Origin of the sequence: Micromonospora sp. NPDC000316, assembly GCF_042898885.1 — a bacterium.
In the GTDB taxonomy this organism is placed as follows: domain Bacteria; phylum Actinomycetota; class Actinomycetes; order Mycobacteriales; family Micromonosporaceae; genus Micromonospora.
In genome coordinates this window covers 63,058-87,378 of the sequence record NZ_JBIAZG010000005.1, presented here as the reverse complement: position 1 = coordinate 87,378, position 24,321 = coordinate 63,058, and the positions used below count along the sequence as shown (strand labels likewise).

Here is a 24,321-nt window from a genome sequence, read left to right as displayed (position 1 = left end):
GAGGCCGGCGCGCTAGGTCGCAATAATCAGGGCGGTGCTGGTCACGTCACCTACTGTGCCACCGCTTCCCCGGTTCTGGGAGCCGCAATCCACATCTCGGGACGTGAAGCGCGTCGCGTCGCCCGTGTCGTCGTTTCCGGCCCCCGGCCGCCGGGTAGCCCGTCGGGGGACACACCACCGACGCCGAGACGATCGGCGACAGTCAGGAGTGCAGGGCATGGACAGGATCAATCCGAACGCCACCCACGCCGGGCCGGACCCGCTACGCGGCGGCGACCAGGGCGCCATTCCCGGCGGCGCGCCGGCCGGCACCTTCGACCCCTGGCGCTATCGGGACCAGGCCGAGGTGGCCGACGCCGACCTCGTCGGATACAAGGTCGAGGCCACCGACGGTGGCATCGGCAAGATCGACAGTGCCAGTCACGAGGTGGACGGCAGCTACCTGGTGGTGGACACCGGCCCGTGGATCTTCGGCAAGAAGGTGATGCTGCCGGCCGGAACGGTCAACCAGGTCGACCACGACCAGCGCACCGTCTCGATCGACCGCACCCGCGACCAGATCAAGGCCGCTCCCGAGTACGACGAGACCAGCCACAGCGACCCGGCGTACCGGGACCAGTTGGGTGGCTACTACGACGAGACATACGGCGCGCTCCCGCCCGGCACCTCTCGGTAGCCGATCCGACGCGACGGCCGGTGGGGTTCGGGCCCACCGGCCGTTACCGTGTGAGCGTGGACGCCATCGACGACAACCGACGCATTCCGCTGCCCTCCACCTTCAACTTCCGCGACGTCGGCGGTTATCTCGGCCACGACGGCCGCGCCGTACGCCGGGGCCGGCTCTACCGCTCGGATTCCCTGCACCGCCTCGGGGAGCAGGAGCGGGACGCGTTCGCCGCGATCGGCATCCGCACGGTCATCGACCTGCGCCGACCGACCGAGGTGGAACGCGACGGCCGGGTGCCGGCCTACCCGGGGCTGACCTACCGGAACATCCACCCGGAGCACGAGGACTGGTCCGCCACGCCGCACGAGAAGGGCGCCGACCTCGCCCGCTACCTCGCCGACAGGTACGCCGATCTGGCTCAGACCGGCACCGCGGGTCTGGCCGAGGCGATCGGGCTCATCGCCGGCTCCTCGAACGCCCCGGCTGTGGTGCACTGCGTCGCCGGCAAGGACCGCACAGGCATCGTCTGCGCGCTGACCCTCGCCGTGCTGGGCGTCGACGACGCCGACATCGTCGCCGACTACGCGCTCAGCACGGAGGCGTCGGCCCGGTTCAGCGCCTGGCTCGCGACCACACTGCCGCACGTGGTGGACGTGCCGGAGCCGTTTCTGACCTCGCCCGCCGAGGCGATGCAGATCTTCCTGGACGAGCTGCGCGAAGGGTACGGCTCGGTCGAGGCGTACCTGCGTCATGCCGGGGTGACCGACGAGCAGCTCGCCGCGCTCCGCGACCACCTGCTCGACGCGTAGGCCGTCGAGGTCGGTGCGCGCCCGACCGCGCCGGCCCGCCCGTTGGGACGGGCCGGCGCACGACGGATGTCAGAGGACCCGCTGGACCCAGCCGTGCTCGTCGGCGGCCTTGCCCCGCTGGATGTCGACCAACTGCTGACGCAGCGCCATGGTGACCCGGCCGGGCTCGCCGCCGCCAATCAGGAACTCGCCGTCCGGGAAGCGGACGCCGCCGATCGGGGTGATGACCGCGGCGGTGCCGCAGGCGAACACCTCGCGCAGCCGGCCGCTCGCCGCGTCGGCCTGCCAGTCGGCGAACGTGACAGGCCGCTCCTCGACCCGGTGACCGGCAGCCCCGGCCAGCGTGAAGACCGCATCGCGGGTGATGCCGGGCAGGATCGTGCCGGTCAGCGGCGGGGTGACCACCGTGTCGTCGTCGTAGACGAAGAAGACGTTCATGCCGCCCAACTCGTCGACGAACCGTCGCTCCACCGCGTCCAGGAAGACGACCTGGTCGCAACCCGCCTCCATGGCCTCGGCCTGGGCCGCCAGCGACGCGGCGTAGTTGCCGCCGCACTTGGCAGCGCCGGTGCCGCCGGGCGCGGCCCGGGTGTAGTCGGGTGAGACCCAGACGGTGACGGGCTTGACCCCGCCGGTGAAGTACGCCCCGACCGGCGACGCGATCACCATGTAGAGGTATTCGTTGGCAGGGCGGACGCCGAGGAAGACCTCGCTGGCGATCATGAACGGCCGCAGGTAGAGGCTGCCGTCCTCGCCTGTCGGGATCCACTCCCGATCAATCTCGATGATCTTGTGCAGCGAGTCGACGAAGACCTCGGGCGGCAGCACCGGCATCGCCATCCGCTGCGCCGAGCTGGCGAAGCGGGCGGCGTTGGCGTCCGGCCGGAACATGGTCACGCCACCGTCGGCCGTCCGGTAGGCCTTGAGGCCCTCGAAGATCTCCTGCGCGTAGTGCAGCACGGCGCTTGCCGGGTCCATCGGGATCGGCGCGCGCGCCTCCACCCGGGCGTCGTACCAACCCTTGCCGTCGGCGTAGCGGACGGTGACCATGTGGTCGGTGAAGACCCGGCCGAACCCCGGGTTGGCCAGCAGGGCGGCCCGATCGGCGGCGGATACCGGCGCGGGATTCGGACGGATCTCGAAGTCGAGCATGTCACCACCGCTCATCGCGCTGACCTCCCTGCAGGACAACGGCGTGCGGGACCGCACGCCGACATGGCTGTGCCAGAAACTTACCCCGAACGGTCGTTCAGCGGGTAGCGCCGCTCGGAGCGCGGGCGGAGTGCCCGGACAGGCGGATACCGCCCCGGCGCTTGTGGGCCGGGGCGGTCAGGCTACGGCGTGGGCGGCGAGACGGTCGCCGACCTCAGCGGTACGCAGAGCGACGCCCGGGGTGCGACCGGCCAGCTCGGCGGCGACCGCCGCGTTGACCCGGGAGGCCGCCTCGGTGTGCCCGAGCTGCTCCAGCAGCAGCGCGGCGGAGAGCACCGCGGCGACCGGGTCGGCGACGCCCTGCCCGGCGATGTCCGGAGCGGAGCCGTGCACCGGCTCGAACATCGAGGGGTACGCCCCCTCGGGGTTGATGCAGCCGCTGGCGGCCAGGCCGATGCCACCGGTGACGGCGGCGGCGATGTCGGTGAGGATGTCGCCGAACAGGTTGTCGGTGACCACCACGTCGTAGCGCTGCGGCTGGGTGACCAGGAACATCGCGGCCGCGTCGACGTGCTGGTATTCGGTGGCGATGTCCGGGTGCTCGGCGGCGACCGCGTCGAAGGTGCGCGCCCACAGCGACCCGGCGTGGGTCAGCACGTTTGTCTTGTGCACCAGGGTGACCTTGCGCCGTTCCCGACGGCCGGCCCGCACGAACGCGTCACGGATGACCCGCTCCACGCCGTGCCGGGTGTTGAGGCTCTCCTCCGTGGCGACCTCGGCCGGGGTGTCGCGGTGCAGCGACCCGCCGGCACCGGCGTAGAGACCCTCGGTGCCCTCGCGCACCACCACCAGGTCGACCTCGCCGGGCTTCACGTTGCCCAGCGGGCCGGCGACACCGGGCCAGAGCCGGGAGGGGCGCAGGTTGACGTACTGGTCGAAGGCGAAGCGGAGCTTGAGCAGCAGCCCGCGCTCCAGGACCCCCGGCGGGACCGTCGGGTCGCCCACCGCGCCGAGCAGGATGGCGTCGTGCCCGGCCAGCTCGGTCAGCACCGAGTCGGGCAGCACCTCTCCGGTACGGTGCCAGCGGGCAGCACCGAGGTCGTACTCGGTGGCCTCGACACCTCCGGGCAGCACCGCGTCGAGGACCTTGCGGGCCTGGGTGACCACCTCGGGTCCAATGCCGTCCCCGGCCACCACCGCGATCCGCGCCACGACCGCACTCCCTACGTCGACTGCCCTTGTCCGGGCAACGGTACGTCGCCGTCCCGATTCCCGGTACGCACCTTCCACGATGTGGGAATTCCGATCCACAGCATCCTCTCAGCCAGGATCCATGTGGGAGTCATCTCCGCTGCCTACGGTCGACGTCAGCGGGTCAATGGGCTCGCGAACGGCGACTCGCCAACTGTGAGGGGGCAGATGCCATGCGGATCGACGAGCAGCCTCGGACGCGCTGGCCGGACCCGTCCACGTTCCGCAACCGCCGGCCCGACCTCCGGCTCGGCAGTCGCCGGCACCGGATCGACCCGGCCGGCGCCGCACAGGGCCGGATCGCCGTTCAGCACACCGTGCAGACCTCGACCGCCGAGTACACCCTGCTGCTCAACGCCCCCGAGTGGCTCGGCCGCCGGGGCGTCGGCGAGGCGCTGCGGGACAGCGTCGCGGAGCTGCGCGCCATCGACCTGGCCTATGGCCCGAACCGACCGGACAGCCTGGTCTCCAAACTGCGTCGGGGAGAGATCAGCCCCGACTCGTACTCCCCGCTCGCCGACCTGGTGGACCGCTGCACCGCGATGCGCGCCGCCACCGACGGTTGGTTCGACGCCTGGGCGGTGCCCGGCGGCTTCGACCCGGGCGGCCTGCTCGGCGGCTGGGCCGTGGAACGCGCCGCCGCCCGGCTGCGTGCTGCGGGCGTTCACGACTACGCGGTGCTTACCGGTGCCGACCTGGTGGTCCGGGGCCGGGCGCCGCACGGCGGGCCGTGGCGGGTGGCGGTGCACCACCCGACGGCACCCGACCGCGCGCCGCTGGTGCTGGAGATGACCGCCGGCGCCGTCGGCACCTCCGGGGTGACCGGTCGGCAGGGGCACGTGGTGGACCCGCACACCGGCGAGCCGGCCACGCAACTCGCCGCCGCCACCGTCGTCGGCCCGGACCTTGCGGTCGCCGACGCCTACGCCACAGCGCTCTACGCCGCCGGCCCCACCGGCCTCGCCTGGTTCCGTGGTGGCTCCGACTATCGCGCGCTCTTCGCCCACCGGCGCTGAACTCACCGCCCGAGCCCCGTCGCCGCACGGGTGCTCTGGCCCGATTCGCACCCCGGCCGCCCACGCGGCCGGCCGGGCTGCGATCGGCCCCCACCGCCTCGGCAACGGCTGTGGGGGCCGGTCAGCGACGAGTGCGCGTGGCTTGCGCAATCGAGGGGTGCGGACCGGTCGGGCCGGACGTCGGCCGCGCCACCCGAAGACGGGCCGGCGCCGCGACCTCGGCCAGTGACCGCAGCCGTACGCTAGCGAATCGACGCAACTCGACGCAAGAGTCTCCACAGCGGACCGTCACGAACAACACGTCACAGGATCGTCGATCCGCCCCGCGGCGAGGCAGTTTCGACATGGTGAACGACGGATGGCACGCTGTCCGCCGTGAGTTTCGATCTGAGTGTGTGGGCCCTGGAGGACGGGGCAACGCCCGAGGACGTGCGGGCAGCTGTCGACGGTTGCCGGCAGGGGCGGCACGTGGACCGTTACCCGGACCCGCGCGTTGTCGCCTTCTATCGGGCGATCACCGCCTCCTATCCGGACCGTCACCCCGGCCCGGACAGCCCCTGGGCCGTCGCGCCCCTGCACGCCGCCCACGACCATGTCGAGCTGAACCTGCACCCGACCTGCGCGGACCAGGTGCTGCTGGACATCGAACGGCTGGCGGGCGCGCACGGGCTGATGCTCTTCGACCCGCAGGACGGCTCGGTCTACCCGCCGCCGGCCCGGGTCACCACCTGACCGACCGGGGTAGGCCCGCAACCCTCCCCGGGGTACGACGAAGGGGCCCGGCGCATCGCCGAGCCCCCCGTGGTGGTGCCGTCGTCTACTACTCGTCGCGCAGATCCGCCGCGCTGGCGGACGTCGCGCCGATCGAGTCCGCAGCGGAGGTGAGCAGGTCGGCGCCGAGCGCCTGGTCGACGGTGAGCGTCATGAGCGTCTCGCCGCCCGCCTCGCGCCGGGCGACCTGCATCGCGGCGATGTTGATGCCCGACTCGCCGAGCAGGGTGCCGACGGTGCCGACGACGCCCGGCCGGTCGGCGTAGCGCAGGAAAAGCAGGATGCCCTCCGCGCCAATCTCCACGTCGAAGCCGTCCACCTCGGTGAGCTTGATGACGTCCCGGGCGCCCGAGTGGGTCACCGTCCCGGAGACGCTCACCGTCCGGCCGTCCGGCAGCGCGCCGCGCACCGTGACGAGGGTGGGCTGCTCGGCGGTCTCGGCCAGGCTGGCGAGGGTGACCTCGACGCCACGCTCGGCGGCCAGGTGCGGGGCGTTGACGTAGGTGACCTGCTCCTCGACAACGGAGCTGAACAGGCCCTTCGTCGCGGCAAGCTTGAGCACCGACACGTCGTGACCGACGATCTCGCCGCGGACCTCCACCGTGACGCTTGCGGCCACCCCACCGGCGACAGCGGTGAACGCCCGGCCCAGCTTCTCGGCCAGCGGCAGCAGCGGCCGGACGTCCTGGGCGACCACACCGCCGGCCTGCACGTTGACGGCGTCCGGCACGAACTCGCCCTGCAACGCCAGCTTCACGCTCTTGGCCACGGCCAGGCCGGCCTTGTCCTGCGCCTCGTGGGTGGAGGCGCCCAGGTGCGGGGTGGCCACCACGTTGTCGAAGGCGAACAGCGGCGACGAGGTGCACGGCTCCTTGGCGTACACGTCCACACCGGCGCCGGCGACCCGGCCCTCGGCGATGGCGTTCGCGAGCGCCTGCTCGTCGACAAGGCCACCACGGGCGGCGTTCACGATGCGGACGCCCGGCTTGACGATCGCCAGTTCCTTCTCACCGATCAGCCCCATCGTCTCCGGGGTCTTCGGCAGGTGGATGGAGATGAAGTCACTCTCGCGCAGCAGCTCGTCCAGGCCGACCAGGCGTACGCCGAGCTGCGCCGCGCGAGCCGGCTGGATGTACGGGTCGTACGCGATCAGCCGGGTGCCGAACGCGGCGATGCGCGACGCGAAGAGCACCCCGATGCGGCCGAGCCCGACCACGCCGACGGTCTTGCCCTGCACCTCGACACCCGTGTACTTCGACCGCTTCCACTCCCCCGCCTTGAGCGCCGCGCTGGCGCTCGCGGTGTTGCGGGCCACGGCCAGCAGCAGCGCGACGGCCTGCTCGGCGGCGGAGACGATATTCGAGGTGGGCGCGTTGACGACCATCACGCCGCGAGCGGTGGCCGCCGGCACCTCGACGTTGTCCAGGCCGATGCCCGCGCGGGCGACCACCTTGAGTCGCGGCGCGGCGGCGATCGCCTCGGCGTCGATCTGGGTCGCGCTGCGCACGATGACGGCGTCGGCCTCGGAGAGCGCCGAGAGCAGGGCCGGACGGTCGGTGCCGTCGACGTGACGGACGTCGAAGTCGTGGGCGAGCACCTCGATGGCGGCGGGGGCGAGTTCTTCGGCGATCAGTACGACAGGAGTCATCGGTCCTCGTAGAGGTCGTGTTTGCGATCGACCCGGGCGGCAGGGCGCAGCACTGCGCCCTGCGCTGATCCGGGCCGTGGCCGTCAGGTGCCGGCTACGAGCACCTACCCGCGATCGTAGGGCCCCGTTGGCCGGCATGTTCCGGTCTGTGAGGTGAGGGCCCTCACACGACCTGTCGGGCGATGGAAAGGACCTGTTAACGGGACCGACATCAAGTTGTCGCGCCGTCGGCAACCCCGGGGCCAGCACCTGTTCCGGAGGGAGCGGTGCTGGCCCGCGCCGATTGGGCGCGGAGCCCTCGCTGTCGCGGCAGAGGCGTTGATCACCCGTCTCAGCAGGTGAGCATCGCAGCGGTCCCGTGCACGGCCGACGGCCGGTGACCCGCGCTGGGGAGAGCGCACGGTCACCGGCCGTCGGTGGACTCGTCAGCCGTTCGCGACGGCTGGAGGAGGTGCTACGAAACCGTCAGGCGGTCTCGGTGATCGGGCGGTCGACCCAGCTCATCATGCCGCGCAGCTTCGCGCCGGTCTCCTCGATCGGGTGCGCCGCACCCTCGGCCTGCCACTTCTTGAAGTTGGGCCGGCCCGCCTCGTCCTCGGCGACCCACTCGCGGGCGAACTCGCCGGACTGGATCTCGCCGAGGATCTTGCGCATCTCGTCCTTGACGCGGGAGTCGATGATGCGCGGGCCGCGGGAGAGGTCGCCGTACTCGGCGGTGTCCGAGATGCTGTAGCGCATCTTCGCGATGCCGCCCTCGTACATGAGGTCGACGATCAGCTTCAGCTCGTGCAGGCACTCGAAGTAGGCCACCTCCGGCGCGTAGCCGGCCTCGGTGAGCACCTCGAAACCGGTCTGCACCAGCGCCGCCGCACCGCCGCAGAGCACCGCCTGCTCACCGAACAGGTCGGTCTCGGTCTCCTCGGTGAAGGTGGTCTTGATCGCGCCGGCGCGGGTACCGCCGATCCCCTTGGCGTACGCCAGGGCGAGCGCGAGCGCGTTGCCGCTGGCGTCCTGCTCGACGGCGACCAGGCAGGGCACGCCCTTGCCGTCGGCGTACTGGCGACGAACCAGGTGGCCCGGGCCCTTCGGCGCGACCATCGCCACGTCCACCTCAGCCGGGGGCTTGATCAGGCCGTACCGGATGTTGAAGCCGTGGCCGAAGAAGAGGGCCTTGCCCGGAGCGAGGTGCGGGGCGATCGACTCGGTGTAGAGAGAGCGCTGGGCGGTGTCCGGCGCGAGCACCATGATCACGTCAGCCTCGGCCGCGGCCTGCGCCGGCGTGAGCACCCGCAGGCCCTGCTCCTCGGCCTTGGGACGGCTCTTCGAGCCCTCCGGCAGACCGATCACCACGTCGACGCCGGAGTCGCGCAGCGACAGCGCGTGGGCGTGGCCCTGGCTGCCGTAGCCGATCACCGCGACCTTCTTGCCCTGGATCAGGCCGAGGTCGGCATCGTCGTCGTAGTAAACCTCAACGCTCATGAGACTTCCCTTTCGTACGACGGCCCAGGCGGCCCGTCGTGGTCTGTGCGGATGGGTTCGGAGGACGGCCCTCGCCAGGGCCGACCGGCGGGTCAGGCGGCCCGCAGGGCGGGACCGGCGGTGATCGAACGCGAGCCGCGCCCGATCGCCACCAGCCCGGACTGGACCATTTCCTTGATGCCGAAGGGCTCGAGGTCGCGCAGCAGCGCGTCGAGCTTGTCGGGGGTGCCGGTGGCCTCGATGGTGAGCGTGTCCGGTGCCACGTCGACCACCCGTGCGCGGAACAGGCTTACCGTCTCCAGCACCTGGGTCCGTGCGGACCGGTCGGCGCGGACCTTCACCAGCAGCAACTCCCGGGCAACCGAGACCTGTGGGTCCAGCTCGACGATCTTGAGCACGTTGACAAGCTTGTTGAGCTGCTTGGTGACCTGCTCCAGCGGGGACGAGTCGGCGTTGACCACGATCGTGATCCGGGAGACGTCCGGGTTCTCGGTCTCGCCGACGGCGAGGCTGTCGATGTTGAACCCGCGCCGGGAGAACAGACCGGACACGCGAGCGAGCACGCCTGGCTTGTTCTCCACCAGCACGGAGAGGGTGTGCATGGTCATGTCAGATGTCATCCTCGTCGAAGGCCGGGCGAACGCCGCGGGCGAACATGATCTCGTCGTTGCTGGTGCCGGCGGCGACCATCGGCCAGACCATCGCGTCCTTGCCGACCACGAAGTCGATCACCACAGGAGCGTCGTTGATCGCCATGGCGGCGGCGATGGTCTTGTCCACGTCGTCGGCGTTCTCGCAGCGCAGCCCGACGCAGCCCAGTGCCTCGGCGAGCTTGACGAAATCGGGAATGCGGTGCTTGTGGGTGCCGAGCTCGGTGTTGGAGTAGCGCTCGTTGTAGAACAGCGTCTGCCACTGCCGGACCATGCCGAGATTGCCGTTGTTGATCACGGCGATCTTGACCGGGATGCCCTCCAGCGCGCAGGTGGCCAGCTCCTGGTTGGTCATCTGGAAGCAGCCGTCGCCGTCGACCGCCCACACCACCGTGTCCGGCTTGCCGACCTTCGCGCCCATCGCGGCCGGCACCGCGTAGCCCATCGTGCCGAGCCCGCCGGAGTTCAACCAGGTGTACGGCTTCTCGTACGAGATGAACTGGGACGCCCACATCTGGTGCTGCCCCACCCCGGCCACGAAGATCGCGTCCGGGCCGACGATCTCACCCAGCCGCTTGATCACGTACTGCGGGGAGAGCGTGCCGTCGGCCGGCTCGTCGTAGCCCAGCGGGTAGCGGTTGCGCAGGTCGTCCAGCTGGGTCCACCAGTCGGCCAGGTCGGTGACGTGCCCCGCCGACCGCTCCACCGTCACCGCGGCGATCAGCTCGTCGATGACGTGCCGGGCGTCACCGACGATCGGGACGTCCGCGTGCCGGTTCTTGCCGATCTCGGCCGGGTCGATGTCGGCGTGCACCACTGTCGCGTCCGGCGCGAACGAGTCCAGCTGGCCTGTGACACGGTCGTCGAAGCGGGCGCCGAGCGCGACGATCAGATCGGCCTTCTGCAGCCCGTACACGGCGGAGACGGTGCCGTGCATGCCGGGCATCCCCAGGTGCTGCGGATGCGAGTCGGGGAACGCACCGAGCGCCATCAGGGTGGTGACCACCGGGACGCCTGTCAGCTCGGCGAGCCGGCGCAGCCCATCGGTGGCGCCGGCCTTGAGCACACCGCCACCGACGTAGAGCACCGGCCGGCGGGCGGCGGCGATCAGGCGGGCCGCCTCCCGGATCTGCTTGCCGTGCGGGTTCAGGGTGGGCCGGTAGCCGGGCAGGTCGAGCGTGGGCGGCCACGCGAATGTCGTCGGCGCCTGGAGCACGTCCTTGGGGATGTCGACGAGCACCGGGCCGGGCCGGCCGGTGCTGGCCAGGTGGAACGCCTCCGCCAGCACCTGCGGGATCTCGTCGGGGCTCTGCACGAGGAAGTTGTGCTTGGTGATCGGCAGGGTGATGCCCTGGATGTCCGCCTCCTGGAAGGCGTCGGTGCCGATCGACGGGCGGGCCACCTGGCCGGTGATCGCCACCATCGGCACCGAGTCCATGTACGCGTCGGCGATCGGGGTGACCAGGTTCGTCGCACCCGGGCCGGAGGTCGCCATGCAGACGCCGACCTTGCCGGTGGCCTGCGCGTACCCGGTCGCCGCGTGACCGGCGCCCTGCTCGTGGCGGACCAGGATGTGCCGGACGCTGGAGTCGTAGAGCGGGTCGTACGCCGGGAGGATCGCGCCGCCCGGGATGCCGAAGACGACGTCGACGCCGAGTGCTTCCAGGGACCGCACCAGCGAACCTGCGCCGGAGACCTCGGTCGGGGCGGGTGGCCGTACCGCCGGGGTGGCCGGGACGGCGGCGCGTGCGGCGGCGGCGGCGGGGTCGACGGTGCCGGCCGGCTCGGCCGCGCGGGCCCGCCGGGCGGTGTGGGCGAGTGTCTCGGGCGTGGGTCTCGTCATTGTGGTTCTGGCCTTCGGCTGGAATGGCTGGGGCTTGTTCAGCGATGCGAGGCGGGCGGGGCCCGTCGCGACAGGTTCCGACGGCAATAAAAACGGCCCTCGTGCAGATGCACGGGGCCAGCGCACTCTCGATGAGGGAGAGTGCGCTCAGGTAAGTACTCGCGACCGGTACGACGACATGCGGCTAAGCCTGACGCATCTCACGCGATGAGTCAACTGATCTCACATGTTGGTCAACGGACGACGGCGCGTCGGCCGGCGACGCGCCACCACCAGAGAGAGTGGCCTGCTCGGAGCCACCCGGAGCCCGGCGCGGAGCGGGCAGCGGGCCACGGCGCGCACCCGGCGAGGTGGCCGCCTCCAACATCGCCTCCAGGTGCTCGGCCGGCACTCCCCAGCCGAAGAGCGCGCCCTGACCGAACCGGCAGCCGGCGGCCACCACCGCAGCCAACTCGGTGGGCGTGGTCACACCCTCGGCGATGACCTCCAATCCCAACTGGTGGCCAAGCCGCATCACGATGTCGACCATGGGTGCGAACGCCGGGCCGTCCCTGCCCACCGGGCGGACCGGCTCGTGCTCGGCCACCAGACTGTGGTCGATCTTGAGAATGTCGATCGGCAGCCGGCGCAACTGCCCCAGCGAGGAGTAGCCGGCGCCGAAGTCGTCGAGGGCGATGCGCACACCCGTCAGCCGCAGCGCGGTCAGCCGCCGGATCAGCTCGTCCAGGTCGGTGGCGACCGCGTGTTCGGTGACCTCCAGCACAAGCCGCTGCGGCGGCACGTGGTGGGCGCGCAGCGCCTCGGCGACCTGGACCACGTACTCCGGGGCGTGCAGCTCACGCGGTGAGACGTTCACCGAGACCCAGACGTCGTGCCCGTCGGCGAGCCACCGTGAGAGCTGGTAGCAGGCCTGGTGCAGCACCCAGGCGCCGAGTGTGGCGATCATGCCGCACTCCTCGGCGAGGGGGATGAACTCGTCTGGGCGGACGTTGCCCAACTCGGGGTGGTGCCAGCGGAGCAGCGCCTCGGCGCCGACCGGCCGTACCGACGGCAGCGACGCCACCGGCTGGAAGGCCAGCCGCAGCTCGTCGCGCTCGATGGCACCACGCAGCTCGTGCTCCAACGTCGTGCGCCGGCGCAGCAACTTGTCGTACTCGGCGTCGTAGCGCTCGATCCGGTTCTTTCCGCGCTGCTTGGCGTAGCGCAGCGCCAGGTCGGCGTGGCGGAGCAGCAGGTCCACGTCCGGCTCGCTCGCCCACCCGGCCACCCCGATGCTCACCGACAGGAAGACCGGCCCCTCCTCCTGGTCGTACGGCCGGTTGAGCACTCCCAGCAGCCGCTCGGCGACCCGGTCCGCCTCGGCCGGCCGGGCCGGCATGAGCACTGCGAACTCGTCGCCGCCGAGCCGGGCCGCGACGTCGCCCGGGCGCAGGTTGCCGCGCAGTCGGCTGCCCACCTCGGCCAGGACGGCGTCACCCACGTCGTGGCCGCGCATGTCGTTGACGTGCTTGAAGCCGTCCAGGTCGAGGCTGAGCAGGACACACGGGGCGCCGGCCGCCGCGCTGTCGTGCAACGCGCGCAGCAGACCTCGCCGGTTGGCCAGCGACGTCAACGGGTCGGTGTGTGCCAACTCACGAAAGTGCGCCTCCCGCTCCGCCAGCCGGCCGGCGTAGTCCCGGACGTCCTTGAGGGTGAGGTACTGCCGGGCCACGAGCGCGAAGCCCTCCACGGTGCCGGCCACGATGCCCGGCGCGGTGAACCGGCCGTCCTGCAGGAGGTGGTACATCGCCGACGCCGCCATCGCCACCATCGGGGCCACCGCGTACTCGCCGTCGCGCCCGATCAGGTCCAGCTCGATCTGCCCGAGCCGGTCGTCCCGGTATACCGCGAACGCGACGGCCAGCAGACCGGCGGCCAGCACCGCCGCACCTGTCAGCGCCATTGTCGGCCCGGCCTGGCAGAGCCCCGCGCTGAGGCCCAGCCCACCGCAGCTCACCGCGCTGATCCCGGCGGCGAGCACGGCCAGTCGTTGGCGCGGCGCGGCGGCCCGGAAGACCACGATCACGGCGAGCCCGGCACCGAGTGCGGCGCTCACCGTGGCCACCAGGATCGCCGGGCAGGCCGTCGGGGTGGCGGCACCCAGCAGCCGGGTGGGCTCGGAGAAGAGCACCCAACCGACGAACCACAGCGCGGCCGCCATGGTCACACCGTCGAGGGCGAGCCGGGCGGTGCCCGCCGCGGTGGCGGCCACCCCGGGCAGCCTGAGCAGACCGGCCGCGAAGGCGAGCCCGCTCACCGCGGTGCCGATCGCCGCCACGGTGGCCCAGCCGGTGCGCAGACCCTGCTCGTGTGCCCAGTGGTCGCTCGCGGAGAGCACGGCCGCCACACCGGCCGCCATGCTGAGCAGGGACGTCCCGGCGGCCACCGCGAGCAGCACGTGCGCTGGCCGACGCGGCCCGGAGCGCCGCCGGGCGACCGCGGTCAGCAGCACGGTGGCGGTGACGGCGACCAGCCCGCACAGCGCCGCGACCGCGACCATGCCCGGGGGGAGATGCACGTCTCAAGAGTGCCGGATGGCCGCGCGTCGTGGGGACTGGATGTGCATCTGTTGGGACACGGCACATTCGCCGGACGGCCGGTGCGCCGGCAGTGTCATGCTGGTACGCATGCCTGAGCTGCGGTCGAGGACCTCCACACACGGTCGGACGATGGCCGGCGCCCGGGCCCTCTGGCGGGCCACCGGGATGACCGACGACGATTTCGGTAAGCCGATCGTCGCCATCGCCAACAGTTTCACCCAGTTCGTGCCGGGTCACGTACACCTGAAGGACATGGGTGGCCTGGTCGCCGACGCGGTCGCCGAGGCCGGCGGGGTGGGGCGTGAGTTCAACACCATCGCTGTCGACGACGGCATCGCGATGGGCCACGGCGGCATGCTCTACTCGCTGCCCAGCCGTGAGCTGATCGCCGACGCGGTCGAATACATGGTCAACGCGCACTGCGCCGACGCCCTTGTCTGCATCTCGAACTGCGACAAGATCACCCCGGGCATGCTGCTGGCCGCGTTGCGCCTCAACATCCCTACCGTCTTCGTCTCCGGCGGCCCGATGGAGGCCGGCAAGACGACGGCGATCGAAGGCGTCGTACACAGCAAGATCGACCTGATCGACGCGATGATCGCCTCCTCCAACGAGGCGGTCACCGATGAGCAGCTCGGCGAGATCGAGCGCTCCGCCTGCCCCACCTGCGGCTCCTGTTCCGGCATGTTCACCGCCAACTCGATGAACTGCCTCACCGAGGCGATCGGCCTGGCGCTGCCCGGCAACGGTTCGACGCTTGCCACCCACGCCGCGCGCCGGTCGCTATTCGTCGAGGCCGGCCGCACCATCGTGGAGATCTCCAAGCGGTGGTACGACAATGACGACGACTCGGTCCTGCCCCGCGTCGTCGCCTCCAAGGCCGCCTTCGAGAACGCAGTCGCCCTGGACGTGGCGATGGGCGGCTCCACAAACACGGTGCTGCACCTGCTCGCCGCCGCCCGCGAGGCGGAGATGGACTTCGACGTCGCCGACATCGACGCCATCTCCCGACGGGTGCCGTGCCTGGCCAAGGTCGCGCCGAACTCGCCGAAGTACCACATGGAGGACGTGCACCGGGCCGGCGGCATTCCGGCGATCCTCGGCGAACTGGACCGGGCCGGGCAGCTCAACCGGGACGTGCACGCCGTGCACTCCCCCTCGCTGGCGCAGTGGCTTACCGACTGGGACGTCCGCAGCGGCTCGCCCACGCCGACGGCCGTCGAGTTGTTCCACGCCGCGCCCGGCGGGGTGCGCACCACCCAACCGTTCTCCACCACCAACCGCTGGTCGTCGCTGGACACCGACGCGGCCGAGGGCTGCATCCGCGACCGCGAGCACGCCTACTCCGCCGACGGCGGCCTGGCCATCCTGCGCGGCAACCTGGCACCGGACGGCTGCGTGGTGAAGACCGCAGGCGTGCCGGACGACTGCCTGACCTTCCGCGGCCCGGCGAAGGTCTACGAGTCCCAGGACGACGCGGTGACCGCGATCCTCGCCAAGGAGATCGTCGCCGGGGACGTGGTGGTGATCCGGTACGAGGGCCCGAAGGGCGGCCCCGGCATGCAGGAGATGCTCTACCCCACCTCGTTCCTCAAGGGCCGAGGGCTGGGCCGCTCCTGCGCGCTGCTCACCGACGGCCGTTTCTCCGGCGGCACCTCCGGGCTCTCCATCGGGCACGCCTCCCCCGAGGCCGCCTCCGGTGGTCTGATCGCCCTGGTCCGCGAGGGCGACGAGATCGTCATCGACATTCCGGGTCGGTCCATCGAGCTGAACGTGCCGGCCGAGGAACTCGAGGCACGCCGGGTGGCCGAGGAGAAGCGCGACAAGCCGTACACCCCGATCAACAGGCAGCGCCCGGTGTCGGCGGCGCTGCGGGCGTACGCCTCGATGGCCACCTCAGCCAGCGACGGCGCGTACCGCCGCGTCCCGGAGTAACAAGCCCGACCTGCGCGCACCGCCTTGATCGACACGAGGTCGGCGATATTGGGGTGTCCCTCGACCGGGATACCCCGACATCGGCGATCTCGTGTCGATCAGGTCAGGCGGCTCCTACGACGCGGTCGATCACCAGGTGCGCGGCGCCGGTGATGCCGACGTCCTGGCCTGCGGCGACCCGCTCGATGAGCAGGGTCTGGGTGGCAAGCGGTAGGCACCGCTCGTAGAGGGTGGCCCGCACGCTTGCCATCAGCGGTTCGCAGTCGGCAAGTCGGCCGCCGATGGCCACCACCTGCGGGTTGAAGAAGTTGACCACCACGGCCAGGATCTCACCGATGGCCCGGCCGGCCTGCCGGGCGAGCCCGGTGGCGTGCGGGTCGCCGTCGTCGATAAGGCGGATCACGCCGGTCAGGTCGTCGACCGCCACGCCCTGGTCGCGTAGCGCGGTGACCAGGGCCGCGCCGCTGGCCACCGCCTCCAGGCAGCCGGAATTGCCGCAACTGCACGCGGGTGCCGGGTCGGCGACCACCCGGCAGTGGCTGATGTCCCCGGCCGAACCCTGTGCGCCCCGGTGCAGCTGTCCACTGGAGATCACTCCGGAGCCGATCCCGGTGCCCGCCTTGATATAGACGGCGTGGTCCAGTTCGGAATGTGCCGTGCGGTGCGCGCCCAGCGCCATCAGGTTGGCGTCGTTGTCCACAATGATCGGCGCCTCGATCCGGTCGGCGCAGAACGCGGCGACGTCGAAGCCGTTCCAGCCGGGCATCCGGGACGGGCTGACGATCCGCCCGGTTGCGTGCTGCACCGGGCCGGGGATGCCGACGCCGACGCCGCGCAGCGCGCCCGCCGAGGACGTGCCGCCGACGGCCGTCGACGTGCCACCGGCCACAAGCGCGGAGACCTCGGCCAACAGCGCGCCGAGCACCTCCTCCGGGCCGTCCTCGATGCGTACCGGCAGGGTGCGGGCACGCACCACACGCCCGGAGAGATCCAGTGTGCCGACGCGGGCGTGATGCGCGCCGAGGTCGATCGCGCCGACCACGGCGCCGCCGGTGGGTACGGCGAGTTGGCGGGGCCGTCGGCCGCCACGGGACCGCCCGGCGCCGGTCTCCTCCAGCAAGCCCTGACTGATCAACGCCTCGACCCGTTGGGAAACCGTCGAGGGGGACAGCCCGGAGAGCCGGGACAGGTCGGCACGACTGACGGCCGCCCCGGTGGCGACCCACCGCAGCAAGTCCCGAGGACTGCTGCGGAGGACTTCGCGTGGCGCCTCGTCAATCGTCACGTCAGCTTCTTAGCACCCCCAGTTAATTCAAGCAACCGGTTGACTTCGTTTGCGCGCTACCTTTAACTGTCGGCGTTGGTTCGATATAAAGCAGACTTGGTTCTGTGGTCGAAGAAAGTGGGTGCGGGTGGTGGCACCGGGGACGACGGGTGCGGACCGACCGATGGTGTCGGTACGCGGCCTGCACAAGTGGTTCGGTCCGCTGCACGTGCTCAAGGACATCGACCTCACGGTGGCGGCCGGCGAGGTGGTCGTCGTGGTGGGGCCGTCCGGCTCCGGCAAGTCGACGCTGTGCCGCTGCCTCAACCGGTTGGAGACGGCCGGGCAGGGCAGCATCGAGATCGACGGTGAGCCGCTGCCGTCCGAGGGTCGCGCGCTGGCCCGACTGCGCGCCGACGTCGGCATGGTCTTCCAGTCCTTCAACCTCTTTGGGCACAAGACGGTGCTCGACAACATCACCCTCGGCCCCACCCGTGTCCGCAGGATCGCCCGACCCGAGGCGCGTCAGCAGGCGATGACCCTGCTGGAGCGCGTCGGCATCGCCGACAAGGCGAACCACCACCCCGCCCAACTCTCCGGCGGGCAGCAGCAGCGGGCCGCGATCGCCCGGGCGCTGGCGATGCAACCGAAGGTGCTGCTCTTCGACGAGCCGACCTCGGCCCTCGACCCGGAGATGGTCAACGAGGTGCTCGACGTGATGGTCTCCCTCGCCGCCGAGGGGATGACCATGATCGTGGTCACCCACGAAATGGGCTTCGCCCGCCGCGCCGCCGACCGGGTCGTCTTCATGGACGACGGTCGCATCGTCGAATCCGGCGCCCCCGACGACTTCTTCGCAGCTCCGCGCACCGAGCGGGCTCGCGACTTCCTTTCCAAGATCCTCCAGCACTAGCCCCCAACGGGAGGGTGTCATGTCAATTTTCCAGAAGAGCCTCACGCGGCGGCGCTCGCTCGCCCTCACCGCCACCGCGGTGGCGGTGGCCCTCGTCGCCACCGGCTGCGGCGGTGACAGCGACAGCAGCGCGCCGAAGCTGCCCGGCGGCTCCGGCATCGGCGGCGACGGCGTCGTCGCCCAGTCCGTGTACGACGCCGCCCCGGTGGCCACCGACGCCGAGATCCCGGCCGGTTCCACCATGGACGCGATCCGCAAGCGCGGCTACCTGAACATCGGCGGCTCCCTCGACGCGCCGCTGCTGGCCCAGCAGAACCCGGTAAGCGGCACCATCGAGGGCTTCGACGCCGACATGGCGAAGCTGCTGGCGAAGTACATCATCGGCAAGCCCGAGGTGAAGACGACGACGATCGGCACCCAGACCCGGGAGGCCATGCTCCAGGCCAAGTCGGTCGACGCGGTCTTCCAGACGTACACCATCACCCCCCAGCGGGCCACCCAGGTCGCCTTCGCCGGGCCGTACCTCACCTCCGGTCTGGCGGTCGGGGTGCGCAAGGACGACACCTCGATCAAGAGCGTCAAGGACCTCGCCGGCAAGACCGTCATCGTCGGGGCGAACACCCCAGCGGTCACCGCGCTGCCGTCGGCCGCCCCCGGCTCGAAGCAGATCGCCTTCGGCACCGACCCGCAGGCGCTTCAGGCACTGCTCCAGAAGCGCGGCGACGCGTACGTGCAGGACTTCACGCTGCTCGCCTCGGGCGCCCAGGCGAACCCGGGGATGAAGGTGGTCGGCGAGCCGTTCACCACGGAGGCGTACGGCATCGGCCTCAACCGGGAGGACGCGCAGTTCAAGGAGTTCGTCAACAACTGGCTGAAGAAGATCCAGGCCGACGGCACGTGGGCGAAGGTCTGGGAGGCCACCCTCGGCTCGGTCGTCGAAGGTGGGGCGCCCACCCCGCCGGCCCTCGGTTCCGCCGACGGCTCCTGAGCATCCTCTCGTACCGATGGACGCCCTCACCGCCCACCTGAGCGAGCTCGGCCATGGCCTGGTCACGACTGTCGAACTGACAGTCGTGACCACCATCGGCGCGATGCTGCTGGGCATCGTCGTAGCGACCCTGCGGATCGCTCCCGTTCCCCTGCTGCGCGCCATCGGCACGGCGTACGTCGAGGTGTTCCAGAACCTGCCGCTGCTGGCTCTCCTGGTGCTCTTCGTCTTCGCGCTGCCGACCATCGGGATCACGTTCCCGCTGTTCACCTCGGCCGCGATCGTCATCGCCGTGTACGAGGGGGCGTATTTGGCGGAGGCGATCCGCGCCGGGATCAACACGGTAGGCGTCGGCCAGGCCGAGGCCGCCCGTGCCATCGGGCTCACGTTCGGCCAGTCCCTGCGGCACGTGATCCTGCCGCAGGGACTGCGGGCGGTGATCCAGCCGATCGGCAACATCTGCATCGCGCTGCTGATGAACACCTCGCTGGCCGCCGCCGTCGGGGTCGTCGAGCTGACCCAGGCGGCCAACACCGTGAACCTCATCGAGGCTCAGCCGATCGCCGTCTTCACCGGCGCGGGCCTCGCCTACATGCTGCTGGCGTTGATCATCGGTCAGGTCACCGGCTTGCTCGAACGAAGGCTGGCGATCGTCCGATGAACCAGGCCCAACAGATTCTCTTCGACGAGCCCGGCCCCCGTGCCCGGCGACGGATCCGGATCGCCACGGTGGTGGGCGCCGTCCTCCTGGCCGGCGCGCTCGCCGCGGCCGTCTACCAGTTCGCCAGCCACGGCGAGCTTGCCGCGGAACGGTGGGAGCCGTTCACCACCTGGCCGATCTGGCGGTACCTGCTCAACGGGCTGTGGGCCACGCTGCGCGCCGCCGCCGCGACCGCCGTGCTCAGCGCCGCACTCGGGCTGCTGCTGGCACTGGGCCGACTGTCGGCGTACCGGGCGCTGCGGTGGCTGGCCGGCGCGTACGTGGAGATCTTCCGGACCGTACCCACACTGCTGCTGATCTACGTGACGCTGTTCGCGCTGCCGCAGTACGGCATGAACTTCCCGCTGTTTTGGAAGCTCGTGGTGCCGCTTGTGGTCTCCAACTCGGCGGCGTTCGCCGAGATCTTCCGGGCCGGCATCCTGGCCCTGGACCGTGGGCAGACCGAGGCCGGTCTCGCCGTCGGGCTGCGTCGCGGGCAGGTGATGGCGCTCGTGGTGCTGCCGCAGGCGCTGCTCCAGCTCACCCCGTCCCTGGTCAGCCAGCTCGTCGGGCTGCTCAAGGACACCTCGCTCGGCTTCGTGGTCAGCTACACCGAGCTGCTCTACAGCGGTCAGGTGCTGTCCTCGTACACCCACCTGCTGATCCAGACGTTCATGGTGGTGGCGCTGATCTACCTGGTGGTCAACGCCTCGCTGTCGAAGTTCGCCCGCGTGCTCCAAGCCCGCAACGGCCGCTTCGGCGGCCGGCGTGGACGACGGACCGCTGACCTGCCCCCGCCGCTCATCGAAGGGAACAACCCCCGGTGACCACCTTCCGCTACGCCGAACTGGCCCGGGTCGTCCGTAACGGCTTCGTCGAGAGCCAGCACTACGGCAGCGCCGTGGTGCTGGCACCGGACGGGGAGATCGTCCTCGCCGCCGGCGTACCCGACGAGCCGGTGCTCCCCCGCTCCACACTGAAGCCGGTGCAGGCGTTGGCATGCCGGGTCGCGGCGACCGCGCTGGACGGCGTCGACCCGCTGGCCGGCCCGGCGCTGGCGCTGGCCGCCGGCAGCCACACCGGCGACGACAGGCACGTCGAGGTGGTCCGGGTGATGCTCGCCGGCGCCGGCCTGACCGAGGACGCGCTCGGCTGCCCGGCGGACTGGCCGGAGGACGAACAGACCCGGGACCGGCTGATCCGCGCTGGCGGGCAGCGCGACCGGATCCGGATGAACTGCTCCGGCAAGCACGCCGCGATGCTTGTCGCCTGCGTCGCCCGGTCGTGGAGCACGCACGACTATCTCGACCCGAACCACCCGTTGCAGCGGGAGACCGCCGCGACTGTCGCCCGGCTGGCCGGCACGCCGATCGCCCACCACGCGATCGACGGCTGCGGCGCGCCGCTGTTCGGCCTGCCGCTGACCGGCCTGGCCCGCACGTTCCAGGCGCTTGTCACCGCACCCGCCGGCAGCGACGAGGCGCTTGTCGCGCAGGCCATGCGCCACCACCCGGAGTACGTGGGTGGCTGGCACGGCCACCCGAACACCGACCTGATGCGGGCACTGCCCGGTGTGCTCGCCAAGGGCGGCGCCGAGGGCGTGCTCGCGGTGGCGGCCCCGGACGGTCACGCAGTGGCGGTGAAGGTCATCGACGGCTCACCCCGAGCCACCACCGCCATCGCGCTCGCCGCGCTCGACGCCGTGGGCGTACCTGTGGATGGTGCCGACGCGCTGCGCCGGGTGCCGGTGCTCGGCGGTGGCGAACCCGTCGGCGCCGTCACCGCCGCCATCGACTGGACCGTGTCTCGCACCGAAGCGGCACCGTCTCGCACCGAAAAGGAAGAGTCATGAGCACATTCGAGATCTGCATCGACAGCGTCGAGGGAGCGGTCGCCGCCGAAGAGGCCGGCGCCGACCGGGTGGAGCTGTGCTCCGCGCTCTTCGATGGCGGGCTGACCCCCAGCCTGGGCACCATCGAGACGACTCTGCGCGTCGTCACCCGGATCCGGGTGCACGTGATCGTCCGGCCGCGGGCCGGTGACTTCATCTACTCGCCGTTGGAGATCGAGGCAATGGAGCGGGACGTGCGGGCGGCTGTCGCAGCCGGCGCGCACGGCATCGTGATCGGTGCGTTGACCGCCGAGGGTGACATCGACGTGCCGACCACCCGTCGGTTGATCGCCGCTGCCGGCGACGCCAGCATCACCTTCCACCGCGCGTTCGACATGACCCGCGACCCGTACGCGGCGCTGGAGCAGCTGATCGAGCTGGGCGTGCACCGGGTGCTCACCTCGGGCCAGGAGGTGAGCGTGCTGGAGGGCGCTCCGCTCATCGCCGACCTGGTTCGGCGTGCCGCCGGACGGATCGTCATCATGCCGGGTGGCGGCATCACGCCGCGCAACATCGTCCGGATCGTCGAGGCGACAGGCGCAGACGAGTTCCACTTCGCCGCACTTGTCAGCTCGGACAGCCCGGCCGTGCACCGCAACCCCGCCCCGCTGATGGGTGGCTCCCTGCACCGGCCCGAGTACGAGCGGTCCGGCACGTCCGGGGCGCTTGTCGGCCAGGTGCTCGCCGCCGCCCGCGCCTGACCGGCAGCACGGTTCGAACGACCGGCGGGGATTCCCTTCAGACCCCGCCGGTCGGATCGACAGCCGCAGAGAGCGCGGCCCCCCGGGCGTGGCGGATCGCGGCCGGAGTATCGGGAAAGACAAGTCCCTCGCGACGGAGGTCGTCAGCCACTCCGAGTGTCGCGAGGACCTGATCGTGCGCGGGCGTGATGCCGGAGAGCAGGACGGTGATCCCGCGTCCGCGTAGCCGCCCGATGGCGTCGCCGAGGACGTGCGCACCTGTGGCGTCCATCGTTGTCACCCGGGACATCCGGAGGATGACCACACGGACGTCGGCGATCTCGGAGAGCTGGAGCAGGAACGTGTGCGCCCCGGCGAAGAAGAGCGGCCCGTCCAGCCGGTACGCGACGATGTGTTCGGTGAGCAGCGCGTACTCCTCGGCGCTGTGTTCACCGGGGTCGAGAGTCACCTGTTCCAGGCGGGCGCTGCGGGCCACCGCGCGCAGAGCGAGCACCACTGCGACACCGACACCGACCGCGACGGCTGTCACGAGGTCCCAGATCACGGTGACGGCGAAGGTGAGCACGAGCACGACGGCGTCGCCCCGGGTCGCCCGGGCCAACGCCCACAACGAGGCGGCCTCCACCATGCGAACCGTTGTGGCGAGCAGCACCCCCGCCAGGGCGGCGAGCGGGATCCGGCCGACCAACGGCGCGGCGGCCAGCACTATCGCACCGAGGGCTATCGCGTGGGTGAGGGCTGCCAGCTTCGAGGCCGCCCCGGCGCGGACGTTGACCGCCGTACGGGCGATGGCGGCGGTCGCCGGGATGCCGCCGAAGATCGGGGCGGCGATGTTGGCCAACCCCTGACCGAACAGTTCCCGGTCCGGGTCGTGCCGTTCACCGACGGTCATGCCGTCGGCGACGGTGGCGGAGAGCAGGCTCTCCAGGGCGGCGAGCGCGGCGACCGCTAGCGCGCTGGGCAGCAGCACGCCGAGAGCGCCGACGTCGAGGAAGCCGAGCGAGGGCGCGGGGAGGCCCTGCGGCAGCGCGCCGATCCGGATCAGGTCGACAGGCGCGACCTCGGCGAGGACTGTGGCAGCGCCCACGCCGAGCAGCGAGAACGGCAGGCCGGGGCGCCACCGGGCACCCAGCAGCATCAGCGCCGCGACGGCGAGAGCCACAGCGAGCGCCACCGGCTGCGGGTGTGCGGCGAAACGGGCGACAGCGCTCGCGGCGACGGCCCAGACCTTCTCCCCGTGCGCGTCTGTGACGCCGAGCGCGGCCGGCACCTGTTGCAGGGCGATGACCACAGCGATGCCGGCGGTGAAGCCCTCCAGCACCGGGGTGGGTAGGTAGCGGACGAACCGGCCCAGGCGGGCCACGGCGAGGGCTATCAGCACCAGGCCGGCCATCGCTCCGACCATGAGGACGCCGGTGGCTCCGAACTGCTGCACCACGGGCACCAGGACCACTGTCATCGCCCCGGTCGGCCCGGAGACCTGGAGGTTGGAGCCGCCGAATACGGCGGCCACCGCGCCGGCGACCACCGCGGTGATCAGCCCGGCCTCGGCTCCCAGCCCGGAGGTGACCCCGAACGCCAGGGCCAGCGGCAGTGCCACCACCGCCACGGTGAGCCCGGCCAGCAGGTCCCGACGCGGCGAGCGATGGACCGCCGCCCAGTCGGCCCGACCTGGCAGCAGGCCGAGGAACCGCTCGCGGACGGCAGGGATGGCGCCGCTCACAGGTCCCCGCTGTTGGCGCGCAACTCGTCGAGGAGGCCGTCCCGGTCGGTGAGGACCGCGCCGAGGATTCGCCGCCCGGCGGCCAGCAGGTCGGCCACGTCCGGTGTGCTGAGCGCGTACATGACGAGGGGACCGTCGCGGTACGAGGTGACCATCCCCGCCCGGCGCAGCACGGCGAGCTGCTGGGAGAGGTTGGAGGCCTCGACCTCGATCGCGGCGAGCAGATCGCGGACCGGTTTGGGGCCGTCCCGGAGCAGTTCGAGGACCCGGATGCGCACCGGGTGCCCGAGGGTGCGGAAGAGTTCCGCCTTTGCCTGGTACAGCGGGACGGACATGGGCCA

At 71.3% G+C, this 24,321-nt stretch carries 21 protein-coding genes; 11 read left to right on the top strand and 10 right to left on the bottom strand.

Annotated features, from left to right (window positions below):
* Nucleotides 1–217 precede the first annotated feature (217 nt).
* Both ACFY2Q_RS13285 and ACFY2Q_RS13280 read left to right on the top strand, forming a co-directional pair.
* Entirely contained in the window at nucleotides 218–676 is a 459-nt protein-coding gene (locus ACFY2Q_RS13285) for a PRC-barrel domain containing protein (protein WP_387129897.1), read from the top strand.
* A gap of 20 nt (nucleotides 677–696) precedes the next feature.
* A complete protein-coding gene (locus ACFY2Q_RS13280; protein WP_387129895.1) occupies nucleotides 697–1,476 on the top strand; it encodes a tyrosine-protein phosphatase in 780 nt (259 codons plus the stop codon).
* A 69-nt stretch (nucleotides 1,477–1,545) separates the two neighbouring features.
* Here ACFY2Q_RS13280 and ACFY2Q_RS13275 read toward each other — a convergent pair whose 3' ends face one another.
* Complete coding sequence (locus ACFY2Q_RS13275) at nucleotides 1,546–2,643, bottom strand: branched-chain amino acid aminotransferase (protein ID WP_387129894.1); 1,098 nt, start codon at nucleotides 2,641–2,643, stop codon at nucleotides 1,546–1,548.
* 162 nt (nucleotides 2,644–2,805) lie between these two features.
* Nucleotides 2,806–3,840, bottom strand: coding sequence for a 3-isopropylmalate dehydrogenase (locus ACFY2Q_RS13270; protein WP_387129893.1), 1,035 nt, complete (start codon nucleotides 3,838–3,840; stop codon nucleotides 2,806–2,808).
* Nucleotides 3,841–4,052: 212 nt separating this feature from the next.
* On the opposite strand from ACFY2Q_RS13270, the gene ACFY2Q_RS13265 reads away from it, so the two are divergent.
* Both ACFY2Q_RS13265 and ACFY2Q_RS13260 read left to right on the top strand, forming a co-directional pair.
* Nucleotides 4,053–4,895: an FAD:protein FMN transferase gene (locus ACFY2Q_RS13265; RefSeq protein ID WP_387129891.1), complete on the top strand. Its 843-nt coding sequence runs from the start codon at nucleotides 4,053–4,055 to the stop codon at nucleotides 4,893–4,895.
* A 375-nt stretch (nucleotides 4,896–5,270) separates the two neighbouring features.
* The gene (locus tag ACFY2Q_RS13260; protein WP_387129890.1) at nucleotides 5,271–5,627 is read left to right on the top strand and encodes a hypothetical protein; all 357 of its coding nucleotides are present in this window, start codon (nucleotides 5,271–5,273) and stop codon (nucleotides 5,625–5,627) included.
* An 88-nt stretch (nucleotides 5,628–5,715) separates the two neighbouring features.
* Here ACFY2Q_RS13260 and serA read toward each other — a convergent pair whose 3' ends face one another.
* The 5 genes from serA to ACFY2Q_RS13235 all read right to left on the bottom strand — a co-directional run bounded on the left by serA (nucleotide 5,716) and on the right by ACFY2Q_RS13235 (nucleotide 13,825).
* Nucleotides 5,716–7,314, bottom strand: coding sequence for a phosphoglycerate dehydrogenase (gene serA, locus ACFY2Q_RS13255; RefSeq protein WP_387129888.1), 1,599 nt, complete (start codon nucleotides 7,312–7,314; stop codon nucleotides 5,716–5,718).
* Between the two features lie 465 nt (nucleotides 7,315–7,779).
* Nucleotides 7,780–8,793, bottom strand: a complete 1,014-nt coding sequence (gene ilvC, locus ACFY2Q_RS13250) for a ketol-acid reductoisomerase (protein ID WP_387129887.1) — start codon at nucleotides 8,791–8,793, stop codon at nucleotides 7,780–7,782.
* A 92-nt stretch (nucleotides 8,794–8,885) separates the two neighbouring features.
* Nucleotides 8,886–9,401 carry an acetolactate synthase small subunit gene (ilvN, locus tag ACFY2Q_RS13245; RefSeq protein WP_387129885.1) on the bottom strand — a complete coding sequence of 172 codons (516 nt, stop codon included), beginning with the start codon at nucleotides 9,399–9,401 and terminating at the stop codon, nucleotides 8,886–8,888.
* A 1-nt stretch (nucleotide 9,402) separates the two neighbouring features.
* A complete protein-coding gene (locus ACFY2Q_RS13240; RefSeq protein WP_387129883.1) occupies nucleotides 9,403–11,286 on the bottom strand; it encodes an acetolactate synthase large subunit in 1,884 nt (627 codons plus the stop codon).
* Between the two features lie 184 nt (nucleotides 11,287–11,470).
* The gene (locus ACFY2Q_RS13235; protein ID WP_387130352.1) at nucleotides 11,471–13,825 is read right to left on the bottom strand and encodes a putative bifunctional diguanylate cyclase/phosphodiesterase; all 2,355 of its coding nucleotides are present in this window, start codon (nucleotides 13,823–13,825) and stop codon (nucleotides 11,471–11,473) included.
* Between the two features lie 127 nt (nucleotides 13,826–13,952).
* Between ACFY2Q_RS13235 and ilvD the strand changes: the two genes are divergently transcribed.
* Nucleotides 13,953–15,800 (top strand): dihydroxy-acid dehydratase, encoded by a 1,848-nt coding sequence (ilvD, locus tag ACFY2Q_RS13230; RefSeq protein WP_387129881.1) that lies wholly within the window; start codon nucleotides 13,953–13,955, stop codon nucleotides 15,798–15,800.
* A 103-nt stretch (nucleotides 15,801–15,903) separates the two neighbouring features.
* Here the strand turns inward: ilvD and ACFY2Q_RS13225 are convergent, their stop codons facing one another.
* Nucleotides 15,904–17,085 carry an ROK family transcriptional regulator gene (locus ACFY2Q_RS13225; protein WP_387129879.1) on the bottom strand — a complete coding sequence of 394 codons (1,182 nt, stop codon included), beginning with the start codon at nucleotides 17,083–17,085 and terminating at the stop codon, nucleotides 15,904–15,906.
* Between the two features lie 163 nt (nucleotides 17,086–17,248).
* Here ACFY2Q_RS13225 and ACFY2Q_RS13220 point away from each other — a divergent pair, with 163 nt between their 5' ends.
* From ACFY2Q_RS13220 to ACFY2Q_RS13195, 6 genes are read left to right on the top strand one after another with little or no spacing between them, the layout of a single operon-like run.
* Entirely contained in the window at nucleotides 17,249–17,977 is a 729-nt protein-coding gene (locus ACFY2Q_RS13220) for an amino acid ABC transporter ATP-binding protein (protein ID WP_387130350.1), read from the top strand.
* Between the two features lie 19 nt (nucleotides 17,978–17,996).
* Entirely contained in the window at nucleotides 17,997–18,965 is a 969-nt protein-coding gene (locus ACFY2Q_RS13215; RefSeq protein ID WP_387129878.1) for a glutamate ABC transporter substrate-binding protein, read from the top strand.
* A 16-nt stretch (nucleotides 18,966–18,981) separates the two neighbouring features.
* Nucleotides 18,982–19,626: an amino acid ABC transporter permease gene (locus tag ACFY2Q_RS13210; RefSeq protein WP_387129876.1), complete on the top strand. Its 645-nt coding sequence runs from the start codon at nucleotides 18,982–18,984 to the stop codon at nucleotides 19,624–19,626.
* Complete coding sequence (locus ACFY2Q_RS13205) at nucleotides 19,623–20,492, top strand: amino acid ABC transporter permease (RefSeq protein WP_387129875.1); 870 nt, start codon at nucleotides 19,623–19,625, stop codon at nucleotides 20,490–20,492. The genes ACFY2Q_RS13210 and ACFY2Q_RS13205 overlap by 4 nt, the downstream gene beginning before the upstream one ends.
* Nucleotides 20,489–21,517 (top strand): asparaginase, encoded by a 1,029-nt coding sequence (locus tag ACFY2Q_RS13200; protein WP_387129873.1) that lies wholly within the window; start codon nucleotides 20,489–20,491, stop codon nucleotides 21,515–21,517. The genes ACFY2Q_RS13205 and ACFY2Q_RS13200 overlap by 4 nt, the downstream gene beginning before the upstream one ends.
* On the top strand, nucleotides 21,514–22,257 hold the full coding sequence (locus ACFY2Q_RS13195) for a copper homeostasis protein CutC (RefSeq protein WP_387129872.1): 744 nt from the start codon (nucleotides 21,514–21,516) through the stop codon (nucleotides 22,255–22,257). Before ACFY2Q_RS13200 ends, ACFY2Q_RS13195 begins: the two co-directional genes overlap by 4 nt.
* A gap of 37 nt (nucleotides 22,258–22,294) precedes the next feature.
* Here ACFY2Q_RS13195 and ACFY2Q_RS13190 read toward each other — a convergent pair whose 3' ends face one another.
* Both ACFY2Q_RS13190 and ACFY2Q_RS13185 read right to left on the bottom strand, forming a co-directional pair.
* A complete protein-coding gene (locus ACFY2Q_RS13190) occupies nucleotides 22,295–23,980 on the bottom strand; it encodes a SulP family inorganic anion transporter (RefSeq protein ID WP_387129870.1) in 1,686 nt (561 codons plus the stop codon).
* Nucleotides 23,977–24,315, bottom strand: coding sequence for an ArsR/SmtB family transcription factor (locus ACFY2Q_RS13185; protein ID WP_387129867.1), 339 nt, complete (start codon nucleotides 24,313–24,315; stop codon nucleotides 23,977–23,979). Before ACFY2Q_RS13185 ends, ACFY2Q_RS13190 begins: the two co-directional genes overlap by 4 nt.
* Nucleotides 24,316–24,321: the final 6 nt, after the last annotated feature.

Coding starts and splice junctions, on each gene's coding strand:
- ACFY2Q_RS13205 (WP_387129875.1), top strand. CDS start 19,623: ATGAACCAGGCCCAACAGATTCTCTTCGACGAGCCCGGCCCCCGTGCC.
- ilvN (WP_387129885.1), bottom strand. CDS start 9,401: ATGACCATGCACACCCTCTCCGTGCTGGTGGAGAACAAGCCAGGCGTG.
- ACFY2Q_RS13215 (WP_387129878.1), top strand. CDS start 17,997: ATGTCAATTTTCCAGAAGAGCCTCACGCGGCGGCGCTCGCTCGCCCTC.
- ACFY2Q_RS13210 (WP_387129876.1), top strand. CDS start 18,982: ATGGACGCCCTCACCGCCCACCTGAGCGAGCTCGGCCATGGCCTGGTC.
- ilvD (WP_387129881.1), top strand. CDS start 13,953: ATGCCTGAGCTGCGGTCGAGGACCTCCACACACGGTCGGACGATGGCC.
- ACFY2Q_RS13265 (WP_387129891.1), top strand. CDS start 4,053: ATGCGGATCGACGAGCAGCCTCGGACGCGCTGGCCGGACCCGTCCACG.
- ilvC (WP_387129887.1), bottom strand. CDS start 8,793: ATGAGCGTTGAGGTTTACTACGACGACGATGCCGACCTCGGCCTGATC.
- ACFY2Q_RS13235 (WP_387130352.1), bottom strand. CDS start 13,825: ATGGTCGCGGTCGCGGCGCTGTGCGGGCTGGTCGCCGTCACCGCCACC.
- ACFY2Q_RS13195 (WP_387129872.1), top strand. CDS start 21,514: ATGAGCACATTCGAGATCTGCATCGACAGCGTCGAGGGAGCGGTCGCC.
- serA (WP_387129888.1), bottom strand. CDS start 7,314: ATGACTCCTGTCGTACTGATCGCCGAAGAACTCGCCCCCGCCGCCATC.
- ACFY2Q_RS13185 (WP_387129867.1), bottom strand. CDS start 24,315: ATGTCCGTCCCGCTGTACCAGGCAAAGGCGGAACTCTTCCGCACCCTC.
- ACFY2Q_RS13275 (WP_387129894.1), bottom strand. CDS start 2,643: ATGAGCGGTGGTGACATGCTCGACTTCGAGATCCGTCCGAATCCCGCG.
- ACFY2Q_RS13285 (WP_387129897.1), top strand. CDS start 218: ATGGACAGGATCAATCCGAACGCCACCCACGCCGGGCCGGACCCGCTA.
- ACFY2Q_RS13220 (WP_387130350.1), top strand. CDS start 17,249: ATGGTGTCGGTACGCGGCCTGCACAAGTGGTTCGGTCCGCTGCACGTG.
- ACFY2Q_RS13240 (WP_387129883.1), bottom strand. CDS start 11,286: ATGACGAGACCCACGCCCGAGACACTCGCCCACACCGCCCGGCGGGCC.